This is a genomic window from Streptomyces glomeratus, from assembly GCF_021462825.1.
GTDB classification, from domain to species: Bacteria; Actinomycetota; Actinomycetes; order Streptomycetales; family Streptomycetaceae; genus Streptomyces; species Streptomyces glomeratus.
This window is the reverse complement of sequence record NZ_JAKEEB010000026.1, coordinates 45,542-59,577: the sequence shown is the minus strand read 5'-3', so window position 1 is coordinate 59,577 and position 14,036 is coordinate 45,542. Positions and strand designations below refer to the sequence as shown.

Genomic DNA, 14,036 nt, shown 5'->3' with positions numbered 1-14,036 from the left:
TCAAGAGAGGGCGACGCGGGGCCGCGCGGTGCGCGAAGCCGGGGACAAGCGCGGGCCGACGGGAGCAGGATGGGACCGCGATCCCGACGCGAGGGGTGAAGAGGGTCATGTCCGAGAGCGTCCTCGTGCGCTGCCCGGTCTGCCGGCGCGAGCATCTCTACACGGCGCCGCGCTATCCCTGTGTGTGCGGCGCACCCGTCGCCGCACCCCTGGACCGTCTCGGCGAACCCTCCGTCGTCACCCACCGCACCTGGGCCGACGACTGGATCACGGTCCGCTGCGGTACGTGCGAACGCGAGGACGAGTGGCCGCACCCGGAACTGGGCTGCGCCTGCGGGACGATCCTTCGCGTACCGGTGGACGGGGTGCGGCGACAGCCGAGCCCTGCGCCGGCGGAGGACCCGGGCGAGGGCCCGGGCCGCGGCCGGAAGCCGTCCCGTGCCGCGTTCCAGCCTCTCGCCATCCGCTCCGCGCGCGACGCCGTCACCGTCACCGCGCTCTATCTGCGCTGGCTCGGCTACCACGACATACGACGCGCCGACCAGCGGCAGCCGAACGGGATAGGGCTCGCCGCGCGCGGGATCCTCGCGCAGGTGGACCCCACGGTGCAGCCGGCCTCACTGCGGGACGTGGAGTGCCTGTGGCTCACCGCCATGTCGGAGTCCGCCGGCTGTGTCTACTTCTCTCTCGCGGGCTACGCCGACGACGCGCGTGCCGTCGCGGACCGCCTCGGCGTCCCGCTGTTCGTGCTCGACCTCACCGGGGAGCCCCAGCCGGTGAACAGCCTCGCCGACGAACTGGCCGCCGGCCGGACCTGACCGACCTGCCCCTCCCCCCGGCCGGTGCGCGTCCCCACGGCCGGCCCGCGCACCTGCCACCGGTCGGCGGGCCTACACCCCGTCCGCGTAGCTCTCCCGCAGCTCCACCTTGCGCACCTTCCCCGAGACGGTCATGGGGAAGGAGTCGAGGATCCGCACTCTGCTCGGGATCTTGTAGTGCGCGAGCCGTTCCGCGCAGAACGCCCGCAGCTCCTCCAGCGTCGGCGGATCGGCCGGGTCGCGCGGGATCACACAGGCGAGGACCTCCTCCCCGTACCGCTCGTGGGGGATCCCGACCACCTGGACATCGGCGATCTTCGGGTGCGCGTAAAGGAACTCCTCGATCTCACGCGGATAGACGTTCTCGCCCCCGCGGATGATCATGTCCTTGATGCGGCCGACGATCTCGACATAGCCGTCCTCGCGCATCGTCGCCAGGTCGCCGGTGTGCATCCAGCGGCCGGGGTCGACGGCCTCCGCGGTCTTCGCGGGCTCGTTCCAGTAGCCGAGCATCACGCTGTAGCCGCGGGTGCACAGCTCACCGGCCGCGCCACGCGGCAGGGTCACGCCGGTAGCCGGGTCGACGATCTTGACCTCGATGTGCGGCAGGACCCGTCCGACGGTTCCGGTGCGGTGCTCCAGGTCGTCGTCCATCCGTGTCTGCAGCGACACCGGAGAGGTCTCGGTCATGCCGTAGCAGATGGACACCTCCTCCATGTGCATCTCGGCGACGACCCGTTTCATCACCTCCACCGGGCACGGCGAGCCCGCCATGATGCCGGTCCGCAGGGACGACAGGTCGAACATCGCGAAGTCGGGGAGGTTCAGCTCGGCGATGAACATCGTGGGTACGCCGTACAGGGACGTGCACTGTTCCCGCTGCACCGCCTCCAGGGTCGCCCTGGGGTCGAAGGACGGCGCCGGGATCACGATGCAGGCGCCGTGCGAGGTGGCTCCCAGGTTTCCCATGACCATGCCGAAGCAGTGATAGAAGGGCACGGGCAGACACACCCGGTCCTGCTCGCTGTAGCCGATCGTGCGGCCCACCCAGTAGCCGTTGTTGAGGATGTTGTGGTGGGAGAGCGTGGCGCCCTTGGGGAACCCGGTGGTGCCCGAGGTGTACTGGATGTTGACCGGGTCGTCGCAGCTCAACTCGGCGGCCACGGCGGCCGGCTCCGTATGCGGGACCGAGGCCCCGCCCGCGGTGAGCGCCTCCCAGCTCGGGTCGCCGATGTAGACCGTCTCACGCAACTCGGGGCAGCGGCCGCGGACCTGGTCGACTAGGGCCCGGTAGTCGCTCGTCCGGTGGGAGAGGGAGGCGACCAGGAGCGAGATCCCGGACTGCTGGAGCACGTACTCCAGCTCGTGGGCGCGGTAGGCCGGGTTGATGTTCACCATGATCGCGCCGATGCGGGCGGTGGCGTACTGGACCAGCACCCACTCGGGGCAGTTGACCGCCCAGATCCCGACCCGGTCGCCCTTGCGCACGCCTTTGGCGAGCAGCCCGAGTGCCACCTCGTCGACGGCGGCGCCGAACTCGGCGTAGGTCCAGCGGCGTCCGGAGGGCACGTCCACGAGCGCGTCGCGCTCGGGATACGCGGCGATCGCCCGGTCGAGGTTGGCGCCGATGGTGTCGCCGAGCAGCGGGGTGGTGCTGGTCCCGTGCGTGTACGACAGTGCGGTCATCGGAAGTCCTCCTCGCGGTACTCGCTCACGGACCCGGCGGCCGTGGCCTCGCGCAGCTCGATGCGGCGGATCTTGCCGGAGACGGTCTTGGGCAGGTCGCCGAACTCCAGGCGGCGGATGCGCTTGTAGGGGGCGAGAACGTTCCGGGAGTGCTCGAATAGGACCTTGGCGGTGTCCGGACCCGGTTCCCAGCCCGCGGCGAGCACGATGTACGCCTTGGGGACGGCCAGGCGCACCTCGTCCGGCGCGGGCACCACGGCCGCCTCGGCCACCGCCTCGTGTTCGAGGAGCGCGCTCTCCAGCTCGAAGGGGGAGATCTTGTAGTCGGAGGCCTTGAAGACGTCGTCGGACCGCCCGACATAGGTGATGTATCCGTCGTCGTCCCGTGAACCGATGTCTCCCGTGCGGTAGTAGCCTCCCGCCATGACCTGCGCGGTACGGTCGGCGTCGCCGTGGTAGCCGGTCATCAGGCCGACGGGCCGGACCGACAGGTCCAGGGCGATCTCGCCCTCGGTCACCCCCGGCGCCCCGGTCACCGGGTCGAGCAGTTCGATCCGGAAGCCCGGGCTCGGGCGGCCCATCGAACTCGTCTTCAGCGGCTGGCCGGGGCTGTTGGAGACCTGAACGGCCGTCTCGGTCTGTCCGAAGCCGTCCCGGATGGTCACGCCCCACGCCCGCCGTACCTGCTCGATGACCTCGGGGTTCAGCGGCTCACCGGCGGCGACCGCCTCGCGCGGCGGGGTGCGCAGCTGGGTGAGGTCGGCCTGGATGAGCATGCGCCACACGGTCGGCGGGGCGCAGAAGGTGGTCACACCGGCCCGGTCCATCTCGGCCATCAGCCGGGCCGCGTCGAAGCGCGTGTAGTTGTGGAGGAAGACGGTCGCCTCCGCGTTCCACGGGGCGAACAGGTTCGACCAGGCGTGCTTGGCCCAGCCCGGCGAGGAGATGTTGAGGTGGACGTCACCGGGCTTGAGGCCGATCCAGTACATGGTCGCCAGATGGCCCACGGGGTACGAGACATGGGTGTGCTCCACCAGCTTGGGGCGTGCGGTGGTGCCCGAGGTGAAGTACAGCATCAGCGGGTCGTCGGCCATGGTGGGGCCGTCGGGTGCGAACAGCGTGGGGGCGGCGTACAGGTCCTCGAACGGCTGCCAGCCCGCGCCCGCGCCGCCGACCGCGATGCGGGTGTAGTCACCGGGCACCTCGTCGAACTTGCCGGTGTCCTCGGCGCGGGCGATCACATGCCGGACCCGGCCGCGGTCGACCCGGTCACGCAGGTCGGCGGCGCCGAGCAGCGGGGTGGCGGGGATGACCACGGCGCGCAGCTTCATCGCGGCCAGCGCCGTCACCCACAGCTCGGCCTGGTTGCCCAGCATGACGAGGACGCGGTCCTCGGCGCGGACGCCGCGTCCGCGCAGCCAGTTCGCGGCCTGGTCGGAGTGCACGGACAGCTCACGGAAGGAGAGCCGGGTCTCACGGCCGTCCTCCTCGACGATGTGCAGCGCGGTGCGGCCGTTGCCGTCGGCGATCACGTCGAACCAGTCGAGCGCCCAGTTGAAATGCGCCGGACGCGGCCAGTGGAAGCCCGCGTACGCCGTGGCGTAGTCCTCCCGGTGCGCGAGCAGGAAGTCCCGCGCGGTCCGGAACGCGTCCGTCGGGTCGGTGTTCGCCGTCACGTGTCCTCCTCATTGCCGGGCAGCCACCTAACATCGTGTAATCCGTGATGCAGGTCTCACCACCCCCGAACGGGGGGTGCGCCGCGACGAAGGGGCGGGCACGTGGCAGCTGACGCAGCCGAGGCGGTGGAGGTGCGTGGCGCACTGGTGCGGCTGCGGCGCGCCACGGGACTGCCGGTCGCCTTCGGCGGCCTGGTGGAGTCCGGGCGGCCGCAGATCCGCATCAGCGAACTCAGCGGCAACACGACGACGGCGCTCAGCTCGCTCGCCGTCGTCTCCGGCAACGGGCTGGGCGGCAAGGTGGTCGCACTGGCCCGGCCGTGCGCGGTGACCGACTACTCGGCCTCACGGCGGATCAGCCATGAGTACGACGGCGCGGTGGCCACGGAGGGCCTCAGATCCGTGCTCGCGGTGCCGCTCGTCGTACGGCGCAGGGTCCGCGGTGTCCTCTACGGCGCCCTGCGCACGGCGCAGCCGCTGGGGGACCGCACGCTGAACGCGGCCGTGGCCGCGGCCCGCGACGTGGAGCAGGCGCTGGTCGCACGGGACGAGGCGCGGGCGGCGCTGACGGCCGTGCGGGAACCGGCGGGGCCGTCCGGTGCGGCCTGGGAGCGGGTCCGCGAGGCGCACGGCACCCTGCGCTCGCTGGCCCAGCGGGTCGGGGACCCGGCACTGCGGGAGGAGCTGCTCGAGGTGTGCGGACGTCTCGCGGGCGCGGCCTCCCCCCTGCCCCGCGCGGCCACCGTCGGACTGTCACCGCGCGAGGTGGACGTCCTGTCGTGTGTGGCGGTCGGCTCCACCAACGCGGCGGCGGCGGAGCGGCTGGGGCTGCGCCCGGAGACCGTGAAGGGATATCTGCGCTCTGCCATGCGGAAGTTGGGCGCGCATACTCGATGGGAGGCGGTGGTCGCCGCCCGGCGAGCCGGCGTGCTGCCCTAGGAGGTGTGCCGTCTGACGACCTTCTGTCACTCTCTGCGCGGGTTACCGGCGGATTGCCACCCACCCGCCCATTTTGCGAACCCACTGATTGTCGGTTCCCATTCATTCGACACTCCGGTGAATTCCCTCGTGCCGTCATCTTGTTATTTGCCTCACCTCGCCGCGTGTCCGAAATTCAAAGGCTCGTTGCCTAATATTGGCCAGGACGCGACACACGGAGGGGAGCGGTGACCGTGCGACGGGACTTCAAGGAGCCTGCCAGACCCCGCCCCGACGTGGTCATCGGCCGGGAGGAGCTGCTCGCGGGGGCGCGCGAGCAGCTGGCCGGCGGGGGAAGTGTGCTGGTCCACGGCCCGGCCGGAATAGGAAAGTCCACCTTCCTGCGCTCGCTGGCCGCGGAATACGGCGAAGCGGTGCGCACCGTGTTGCGCTGCTCGGCGACCGAGTCCGAATCGCATCTGCCCTTCCTGGCCCTCGCGGATCTGCTCGGCCTCGTCGTGGACGAGGTCGCCGACCGGCTGCCCGCCCCGCAGCGCACCGCCCTGGAGTCCGCGCTCACCGGCCGCGGCGAGTCCAGCCTGCAACGGGACGGTCTGGCGCTGCGGCTCGCGGTGCTGTCCACCCTGCGCGCGCTCGCCGCCCGCGGCCCCGTGCTGATCGTCGCCGACGACCTCCAGTGGCTGGACCCCGCCAGTACCGAACTCCTCGGCTTCGCCGCGCGGCGCCTGGGCGGTACGCCCGTGCAGATGCTGTGCGCGGTGCGCACGCAGACCGAGCCGCAGGGTCAGGAGCACGACCGCTATCTGGCCGCGGCCCCGCCGGACACCCTCGCGGTCCGGGTCGGCCCGCTCGCCCGCACCCAGGTCGCCGAACTCCTCGACCACCGCGGCTACACCGGCCTGCCCCGCTCCACCGTCCGGGACATCCACCGCACCAGCGGCGGGAACCCGCTGTTCGCGCTGGAGCTCGGCCGCGCCCTGTTCGAGAGCACCACACCCCCCAGTCCCGGTGAGCCGCTCCCGGTGCCCACCTCGCTGCGTGCGCTGGTGCTCAACCGGCTGGAGGCACTGCCTGCGGAGGCCCGCCGCACCCTGCTCGTGGCGAGCGCCGGGGCGCGGCCCACGGTGGCCCTGCTGCGCGCCGCGGGGCGGCAGAACGCGGAGGCGGAGACCGCGCAGGCCGCGGCGCTGGGGCTGCTGGTGACGGAGCGGGACGCGCCCGGCGTACGTTTCGCGCATCCGCTGATATCGGCCGCGCTGTACGCGCAGGCGAGCGCCCAGGAGCGGCGGGCCGCGCACGCGGCCCTGTCGACGGCGGCCTCCGACCCGATCGAGCGGGCCCGGCATCTCGCGCTCGCCAGCACAGGTACCGACCCCGAGGTGGCCGGACGGCTCGGTGAGGCCGCGGCCGCCGCCCGGGACCGGGGCGCGCCGTCGGTGGCGGCGGAACTGGGGCTGCTCGCGGCCCGGCACACCCCGGCGGGTGCGGCGCCGGGCGCGGACGAACGGCGGCTCCAGGCGGCCGAGGACGCGCTGACGGCGGGGGAGACGGACTTCGCGCGGGACATCGCCCACGAGGTGCTGGCGCAGGCGGCCGAACCGGCGGACCGGGTACGGGCGTGGATGGTCGTGATCGACGCCGCCGGACACGCGATGGCCGAGGTCGACGCCGTCTTCCCGCAGGCGCTCTCGGACGCGGGCGACGACCCACGGCTGCTCGCCCTCGTGCACTATCAGCTCGCCTGGCGGGCGCTGCTCGTGGAGGGCGACTTCGACCGGGCCCGGGAGGAGGGGGCGCTCGCCGCGGATCTCGCGGCGCGGGCCGGTGACCGGCGCAACGAGCTGCTGGCGCTGGCCTTCCAGGCGCAGGCCGAGACCCTGATGGGGCATCCGGACGCCCCCGCGACCATCAAGCGGGCGCTGAAGGAGCCGCAGGACCCGCGGGTGGCGTGCGACCACAACGGCGCGGCTTCCGCACGGTTCCGCTGGCTGATCATGAGCGACCAGCTGGCCGAGGCTCGCAAGACGATCAGCGGTCTGCTGCGCGAGGTGCGGCGGCGCGGGATGGTCGAGGCCGAGGTGCACTTCCTGCGCGGGCTCGCCGAGACCGAACTGCGCGCCGGGCACTGCGGCCGGGCCCTCGACCTGGCGCGCGAGAGCCTGCGGCTCGCCCGTGACACCGGCATCGGAGAGGCGGCGAGCGCCATGCTCACCTCGCTCGCGGAGGCCGCGGGCGGTGAGGTGGAGCGGGCGCTGACGCTGGCCCGGGAGGCGGTGGGACGGGCCGAGGAGGACGGCGACGTGCTGTATCTGTCGCGGGCGCTGGCCGCGCTGGGACACGCCCAGCTGGTGGCCGGGGACGCGGCGGGGACGGTGGGATCGCTGCGCCGGGTCCGGGAGTTGGAGGAGGGACTCGGGGTCACCGATCCGGCCCGGGGCCGCTGGCACGGCGACCTCGCGGAAGCGCTGGTACGCATCGGGGAGCCGGCCGAGGCACAGGACGTCATCGACGCCACCCGCGCCCGTGCGCTGCGGCTCGGACGGGAGAGCGTGCTGGCGGTACTGGACCGGGCCGAGGCGCTGGTGCGGACCACACGCGGGGAAGTCGGCGCGGCCGAACGCCAGTTGACGTCGGCTCAGGAACGCCTGGCCGGACTGGGGTACGGGCTGGAAGAGGCGCGGGCCGCATATGCGCTGGCAGGTCTGCGCGCCCAGAAGCCCGGTCCCACGCCGTACGACGAGGCGGCGCGGCTCTTCCGCCGCTGCCGCGCGATGCCGTGGCTGCGCCAGGTGGAGACGGCCGCGGTCACGGGAGCCGCCCAGCCGCCCCTGGCCGCGGCGGCCCTGGACACCCTGGCCGCGACGGAACGGCAGGTGGCCGCGCTGGTCATGGAGGGCGCGACCAACCGTGAGATCGCGGCCCGTCTGTTCATCAGCGTGAAGACCGTGGAGGCCACTCTCACCAGGGTGTACCGCAAGCTGGGCATCCGGTCCCGGGTGGACATCGTACGGCTGGCGGCGGGGCACCGCACGGCCTGACCGGATTCGGCCTACGTACCGTGGCACCGGTTTACGCGCGCAGACCGAGGGTTTTCCCTGCCCAACTCCCTTAGGGGGTTCCCTCATTGGGAGGAGACCGGCCCGGCTTCTAGCGTAAAGGCGTGCCGCTCGCCGGGCACACCGGGGTCGGTTCCCGCTCCGCTCGACGTCCACTCGAACGGGAAGGGCCGGCGCCGACGTGCACCGCCCACCCGCGCGAACCCCACCGGCAACCCCTGAGGAGACCCATGTTCGGGCTCAACCGCGCAAGACGGTCCGTCGCCGCCGCCCTGGCGACCACCGCCGTCACCACGACCGCGCTGCTCGGCGCCACCGCCGCGGTCGCCGCGCCCCAGCCGATCGTCGGCGGCACGACGACCACGACGACCGCGTACCCGTTCATGATGCAGATCACGGACGCCTCCGGTAACCAGTTCTGCGGCGGCACCCTGGTCGCGGCCAGGAAGGTCGTCACGGCCGCGCACTGCATGGCCGGCGAGACCACCCGCAGCGTCCGCGTGGTCGGCGGCCGCACCTACCTCAACGGCACGAACGGCACGGTCAGCAAGGTCAGCAAGATCTGGGTCGACCCGGACTACACGGACGCCACCAACGGCGACGACGTGGCCGTGCTGACCCTGTCGACCTCGATGCCGTACACGGCGGCCTCCTACGTCTCGTCCTCCCAGACGAGTGTGTACGCGGCCGGCACCACCGCGCGGATAGTCGGGTGGGGCGCCACCTCCGAGAGCGGCAACTCCTCCGACCAGCTGCGCTCCGCCACCGTTCCGATCGTGGCGGACGCCGGCTGCAAGAGTTCCTACGGTTCGGACTTCGTCAAGTCCGACATGGTTTGCGCCGGATACACCTCCGGCGGCGTCGACACCTGCCAGGGCGACAGCGGCGGTCCCCTGCTCATCGGGGGCGTCCTGGCAGGGATCACTTCCTGGGGCAACGGCTGCGCCGAGGCGGGTTACCCGGGTGTCTACACCCGGCTGACCACCTTCTCGGCCCTGGTGACCGCTCAGGTCAACTCCTAGCCCCGAAATCTTCCTGAGTACCCCTCAGGTAGATGACCGGGGGGCGTTGCGAGCCTCCACGAGCGGCCCGCAACGCCCCCTTTCCAACCCTCCGGCGTGGGCCGGGCCACCGGGCCCGGCCCACGCTCGCTGTGCCACTTGTCGCGCTACGTGTACGCGCTACTTGTCGGCGGTCAGCTTCCCCGCGGCGCCCCAACTGTCCGCCGGCACCTCGTGGATCCACACCTGGACGGTCTCGGCCGGGACGCCGTACGCGTCGACGAAGGCGTCGGTGACCCGCCGGACGAGGTCCCGCTTGAGCGCGACGTCGCGGGGACCCTGCTGGATGGTGACGATGGGCATGACTGAACTCCTCTGTGCGCGGCGGCCCTTGCGGCCGCCCGGCGGTGACGGATTCAGTCAACGGCCCGCGACGCCCGCGACCAAGGAGCAAGCCGAGCGCGCAGCGATCAGTTCTGGTGATCGCCGCAGGCGGACACCAGCTCGTCCAGGTACGGCGGCGGGGCCGACGCACGGACGGCGAGCCCGGTCGGCAGGGCGAGGCCCGGTTCCCGGAAGGGCACGAAGGCCACGCGCGGCACATGCAGCACGCGCGCGTGGGAGGCGTACACGACCGTCCACAGGATGGGGGTCTCCCCCGCTCGGGCGGAGGCGGGAGGCTGGGAGATCGCGCCGATGACGGCGAGGGTGTCATGGAGCGAGCCGGACACCGGACCGGGCAGCGGTTCGAACCCGGCCGCCCGGCAGGCGCCGAGCACCAGGTCGACCAAGGCCGGGTTGGCGGCGCGTGGGGTGATGCTCAGGCGCAGCCCGGCCAGCTCGTCGAGCGGGATCTCCGCCCGGGTGGCCAGGGGGTGCCCGGCGGGCAGGGCGGCCACCAGCGGGTCCTGCCACAGGGGCAGCACCCGCACCCCGGGCACCGGCTCCGCGGCCCGGACGAACGCCGCGTCCAGGCGGCCGTCCGCGACCCGCGCCAGGCGCTGCGCCGCCGGGAGCGACACCAGCTCGACGGGCACCTCCGGCCTACGCCGTGCGAAGGCCGCGAGGACACGGTCCAGATGGGCGCCCAGCCCGGTGCTGGTGCCGAGCCGCAGCCCGGCCGGGGGCAGGACCGCCGCGCGGGCCCGGTCGGCGGCGGCGAGCACCGCCCGGGCCTCGGGCAGCAGCCGCTCGCCCGCCGCGGTCAGCCGTACATGCCGGGGCGAGCGGTCGAACAGCTCGGCGCCCAGCTCCCGCTCCAGCCGCCGGATCTGCTGGCTGACCGCGGACTGCACGATATGCAGCTTCCCGGCCGCGCGCCCGAAGTGCAGTTCCTCGGCGACGGTCACGAAATAGCCGAGCTGCCGCAGTTCCATGGCCCCGACTGTAGGCGGCCGGCCGTCACCGTCGTACGACGGTCCCGAACCGGATGTCATGGGCGGCCTTGGGATACATGACCGCGAGCATCCGCTCGCCCTCGGCGGTCACCTCCTGCCGTTGCGCCTTGCCGAGCATGCCGAAGGGCTCGATCACGAGCGCGCCCTCCTCCAGCGTCCACACGCCCGCCAGGAAACCGTCGACGAGAAGCGTGCGGTGCGCCTGGTTGCCCTGCCGGCTGCGGCCCTTGAGGCCGTCGGGCACGACCCGGCTGCGGTCCGCGTGGGAGAGCAGCAGATTGTCGTACTCGGGCAGGAACCGTGGCGGCACGGGGGTGTCCGGGTCGGGCCGGGGGGCGTCGGGGAGGTCGAAGAGTTCGACGCCGTTGTGGTCGCGGAAGGCGAGGAGCCGGGGGCGGAGACGTTCGAAGGCGTCCTTCAGCCGGGTCAGGCCGGCCCAGGTCTGCATGTCCTTGACGGACGCCGGTCCGAAGGCCGCGAGGTACCGCAGCACGGTCCCCTCCGGCGCCTGGGCCGGCTCGGCGGCGCGGCCGAGCCAGTGCTCGGCGGTGGTGAGCGCGACCTGGCCGCTCCTGCCCCACAGGCCGCGCGGGGTGACCTGGACCAGTGGAAGCCGGCAGCGGGCGGCGACGGCGAGTGCCCCCGGGTCGGCGTGCGGCCACTCGGCGAGCAGCGCCTCGCGCAGCTGCTTCATGGTGCGGGGCTCGGCCTCGACGAGGTCGCGGGCGAGCGCGGTGAGGCGGTCCAGGTCGACGCCGGCCAGACCCGTGCGGAAGAGGCCGAGCTCTCGGTCGCGGGCGGGCTGGACCAGGGGACGCAGGGACAGGCAGTCGTCGGCGGTGTGGGTGTGAAGGGTGGAGCGCAGGGTGACGATGCGAACGACCTCGCGGTCCGCCATGAGCACCGAGAGGTGCTCGGGGGCGAAGCCCTCCAGTCGGGCGGCGAGCGCGAAGTAAGGGGGCTGGACGTTCTGCGCCTGGAGCCCGAGGAGGTGGGTCACGGCGGCCTTCGCGGACAGCGGCGACCGGCGGAGCAGGAGCTGACGGGCGAGGGTGGCCCGGTTGAGGGCACGGGGGTGGAGGACGGGGGCCGCGGCCTCCCCCGGGGACGCGTTGCGGGGCCCGGGGGCCGTGGCCCCCCTTCCGGCTGCCGTCCGTGGCGCGCGGCTCGTCTTCGTCATGGCATGCACGCTAGCCCCGCTTGCGGTCGGTTTCCGTCCGCAAGGGTGACCCCGCCTCACGGGGTCGGTGAGATCGCCGTCAGCCGAAGCCGAGCGAACCAGGTCAGGGCGACCGTCTGCCCTGCGAATTGCTGCGAGCGGCTCGCGAGGCCGATTCGCTCCCCGACGTCCCCCGGAAACAGGCCGAGCTTGCGCAGAAGGTGGACGAACCGTGGGGGTTGGGGAGGGGTACGGCCGAGGGCTTCGACGCGCTCGGCAAGCTCAGCCTGCCGGAAGCCTCTGCCGTAGGCTGGGCGGGCGGGAATGCGACCGGTTCTCACCTCACCCTCAGGGCAGGTGACAGGCTGGATGACGCGGTCGACGGGTGCGGCGGCCCGGTCGACGGACCGCACGAGCCCGACATGGGGTCGGATTCCTGGACCGGGCGTTTCCCGGCCGGCGCGTCGTGGATCAGTCGACACGGACCCTGACCTGGCTTCTTGTAGAAAAAGGTAGTATCGCCCTATATCCTGCGGGATCGACAGACGTACGTTCGATACGGGAGGCAGCCGCGATGGCCGAGCGCCGTGCCCGCCCCGCCGCCGGCAACGGCCGCAAGCCGGCATGGCGCCGCGCCCTGGTGCAGGCGACGGTGCCGCCCCCGAACCCACCGGCGCCCCGGCCCGACCCGGCACCCCAGGAGCCCCCGGAGACGGGCAGCATCGTCCAGGCGGCGCTGTACCGGGACGGCGTGCGTATCTCCTCCCCCGCCTCGCTCGCCGACACCTTCCGCGAGCTGCGCGAGGACCCCGACGGCATGGCGTGGATCGGGCTGGCCCGCCCCACCGAGTCGGAACTGCTCTCCCTGGCAGCCGAGTTCGACCTGCACCCGCTCGCGGTGGAGGACGCCCTGGAGGCGCACCAGCGGCCGAAGCTGGAGCGGTACGGCGACACCCTGTTCGTCGTGCTGCGCGCCGCCCGCTATCTGGACGCACCGGAGGAGGTCGACTTCGGCGAGCTGCATGTGTTCGTGGGCCCGGACTTCGTGATCACGGTCCGCCATGGCGCGGCCCCGGACCTGTCGGCCGTCCGTCACCGCATGGAGGAGTCGCCCGAGCTGCTGAAGCTGGGCCCCGAGGCGGTGCTGTACGCGATCCTGGACGCGGTCGTGGACGGGTACGCCCCCGTGGTCAACGGCGTGCAGAACGACATCGACGAGATCGAGACCGAGGTCTTCCGCGGCGACCCGGAGGTCTCCCGCCGTATCTACGAACTGTCCCGCGAGATGGTGGAGTTCCAGCGCGCCACCCGCCCCCTGGTGGGCATGCTGCACGGCCTGATGGCGGGCTTCGCGAAGTACGGGACGGACGAGGAGCTCCAGCGTTATCTGCGTGACGTCGCGGACCACGTCACCCACACCAGCGAACGCGTCGACGGCTTCCGCCAGGCCCTGGCGGACATCCTGACCGTCAACGCGACACTCGTCACCCAGCAACAGAACGCCGAGATGCGGGCGTTGGCGGAGGCCGGCTTCGAACAGAACGAGGAGATCAAGAAGATCTCGTCGTGGGCGGCCATTCTGTTCGCCCCGACACTGGTCGGGACGATCTACGGCATGAACTTCTCGCACATGCCGGAGTTGCACTGGGTGTTCGGATACCCCTTTGCGATCGTGCTGATGGCGGTCGTCTGCACCAGCCTGTACGTCATCTTCAAGCGGCGGGACTGGCTCTGAGTCGTCACAAACCGGTGCATCAACCGCGTACCATCCCCCCGTGGTCCTCTTCCGCCTCGAACGCGTCGTCCCGTTGCCCGTCGAGCAGGCCTGGACGCGGCTCACGGACTGGCCCCGCCACGGCGACGTGGTGCCGCTGACCCGGGTCACGGTGCTGACGCCTGGGCCGACGGACGTGGGCACGGTGTTCGTGGCCCGTACCGGGGTGGGACCGCTCACCTTCGACGACCCGATGGAAGTGGTCGGCTGGCGGCCTCCGACGTGGTGCCGCCTGGCCAAGCGGGGTGGTCTCGTCACCGGGTGGGCGGAGGTCGAGGTGCACCCGCACGGGGACCGGCACGCGCGCGTGGTGTGGCGGGAGGAGCTGGCCGTACGCCGTCTGCCGGGGCTCTTCGACCCACCGCTCGGGTGGCTGGCCCGGCGGATGTTCGGGCGGGCGGTGGACGGGCTGCTGCGGCCGGATCCGGACCCTGGTGTCAGTGGCCGCCCCCACAGTCCACCCCCATGACCGAGCCGACGGGTCGACCCCGAAGGAGGCAGACCCGTCTGACGCCCAGGGCGATGTCGGT

At 72.5% G+C, this 14,036-nt stretch carries 11 protein-coding genes; 6 read left to right on the top strand and 5 right to left on the bottom strand.

The window, feature by feature from the left end:
* Window positions 1–107: 107 nt before the first annotated feature.
* Entirely contained in the window at window positions 108–818 is a 711-nt protein-coding gene (locus LZ604_RS25440) for a hypothetical protein (RefSeq protein WP_234517795.1), read from the top strand.
* Window positions 819–890: 72 nt separating this feature from the next.
* Here the strand turns inward: LZ604_RS25440 and LZ604_RS25435 are convergent, their stop codons facing one another.
* Complete coding sequence (locus LZ604_RS25435) at window positions 891–2,504, bottom strand: AMP-binding protein (RefSeq protein WP_234517794.1); 1,614 nt, start codon at window positions 2,502–2,504, stop codon at window positions 891–893.
* Window positions 2,501–4,180, bottom strand: a complete 1,680-nt coding sequence (locus tag LZ604_RS25430; RefSeq protein WP_234517793.1) for an AMP-binding protein — start codon at window positions 4,178–4,180, stop codon at window positions 2,501–2,503. Before LZ604_RS25430 ends, LZ604_RS25435 begins: the two co-directional genes overlap by 4 nt.
* 102 nt (window positions 4,181–4,282) lie before the next feature.
* On the opposite strand from LZ604_RS25430, the gene LZ604_RS25425 reads away from it, so the two are divergent.
* The 3 genes from LZ604_RS25425 to LZ604_RS25415 all read left to right on the top strand — a co-directional run bounded on the left by LZ604_RS25425 (window position 4,283) and on the right by LZ604_RS25415 (window position 9,197).
* The gene (locus LZ604_RS25425; protein ID WP_234517792.1) at window positions 4,283–5,119 is read left to right on the top strand and encodes a helix-turn-helix transcriptional regulator; all 837 of its coding nucleotides are present in this window, start codon (window positions 4,283–4,285) and stop codon (window positions 5,117–5,119) included.
* Window positions 5,120–5,346: 227 nt separating this feature from the next.
* Window positions 5,347–8,157 (top strand): ATP-binding protein, encoded by a 2,811-nt coding sequence (locus LZ604_RS25420; RefSeq protein WP_234517791.1) that lies wholly within the window; start codon window positions 5,347–5,349, stop codon window positions 8,155–8,157.
* 248 nt (window positions 8,158–8,405) lie between these two features.
* Complete coding sequence (locus LZ604_RS25415) at window positions 8,406–9,197, top strand: S1 family peptidase (protein ID WP_234517790.1); 792 nt, start codon at window positions 8,406–8,408, stop codon at window positions 9,195–9,197.
* Between the two features lie 159 nt (window positions 9,198–9,356).
* Here LZ604_RS25415 and dmpI read toward each other — a convergent pair whose 3' ends face one another.
* From dmpI to LZ604_RS25400, 3 genes are read right to left on the bottom strand one after another with little or no spacing between them, the layout of a single operon-like run.
* The gene (dmpI, locus tag LZ604_RS25410; RefSeq protein ID WP_267971824.1) at window positions 9,357–9,596 is read right to left on the bottom strand and encodes a 4-oxalocrotonate tautomerase DmpI; all 240 of its coding nucleotides are present in this window, start codon (window positions 9,594–9,596) and stop codon (window positions 9,357–9,359) included.
* Between the two features lie 50 nt (window positions 9,597–9,646).
* The gene (locus LZ604_RS25405; protein WP_234517788.1) at window positions 9,647–10,552 is read right to left on the bottom strand and encodes a LysR family transcriptional regulator; all 906 of its coding nucleotides are present in this window, start codon (window positions 10,550–10,552) and stop codon (window positions 9,647–9,649) included.
* 25 nt (window positions 10,553–10,577) lie between these two features.
* Entirely contained in the window at window positions 10,578–11,753 is a 1,176-nt protein-coding gene (locus tag LZ604_RS25400) for a winged helix DNA-binding domain-containing protein (RefSeq protein WP_234517787.1), read from the bottom strand.
* Between the two features lie 553 nt (window positions 11,754–12,306).
* Here LZ604_RS25400 and LZ604_RS25395 point away from each other — a divergent pair.
* On the top strand, window positions 12,307–13,467 hold the full coding sequence (locus LZ604_RS25395) for a magnesium and cobalt transport protein CorA (protein ID WP_234517786.1): 1,161 nt from the start codon (window positions 12,307–12,309) through the stop codon (window positions 13,465–13,467).
* A gap of 40 nt (window positions 13,468–13,507) precedes the next feature.
* Window positions 13,508–13,975, top strand: coding sequence for an SRPBCC family protein (locus LZ604_RS25390; RefSeq protein ID WP_234517785.1), 468 nt, complete (start codon window positions 13,508–13,510; stop codon window positions 13,973–13,975).
* Window positions 13,976–14,036 lie beyond the last annotated feature (61 nt).

Coding starts and splice junctions, on each gene's coding strand:
- LZ604_RS25440 (WP_234517795.1), top strand. CDS start 108: ATGTCCGAGAGCGTCCTCGTGCGCTGCCCGGTCTGCCGGCGCGAGCAT.
- LZ604_RS25405 (WP_234517788.1), bottom strand. CDS start 10,552: ATGGAACTGCGGCAGCTCGGCTATTTCGTGACCGTCGCCGAGGAACTG.
- LZ604_RS25395 (WP_234517786.1), top strand. CDS start 12,307: ATGGCCGAGCGCCGTGCCCGCCCCGCCGCCGGCAACGGCCGCAAGCCG.
- LZ604_RS25435 (WP_234517794.1), bottom strand. CDS start 2,504: ATGACCGCACTGTCGTACACGCACGGGACCAGCACCACCCCGCTGCTC.
- LZ604_RS25415 (WP_234517790.1), top strand. CDS start 8,406: ATGTTCGGGCTCAACCGCGCAAGACGGTCCGTCGCCGCCGCCCTGGCG.
- LZ604_RS25400 (WP_234517787.1), bottom strand. CDS start 11,753: ATGACGAAGACGAGCCGCGCGCCACGGACGGCAGCCGGAAGGGGGGCC.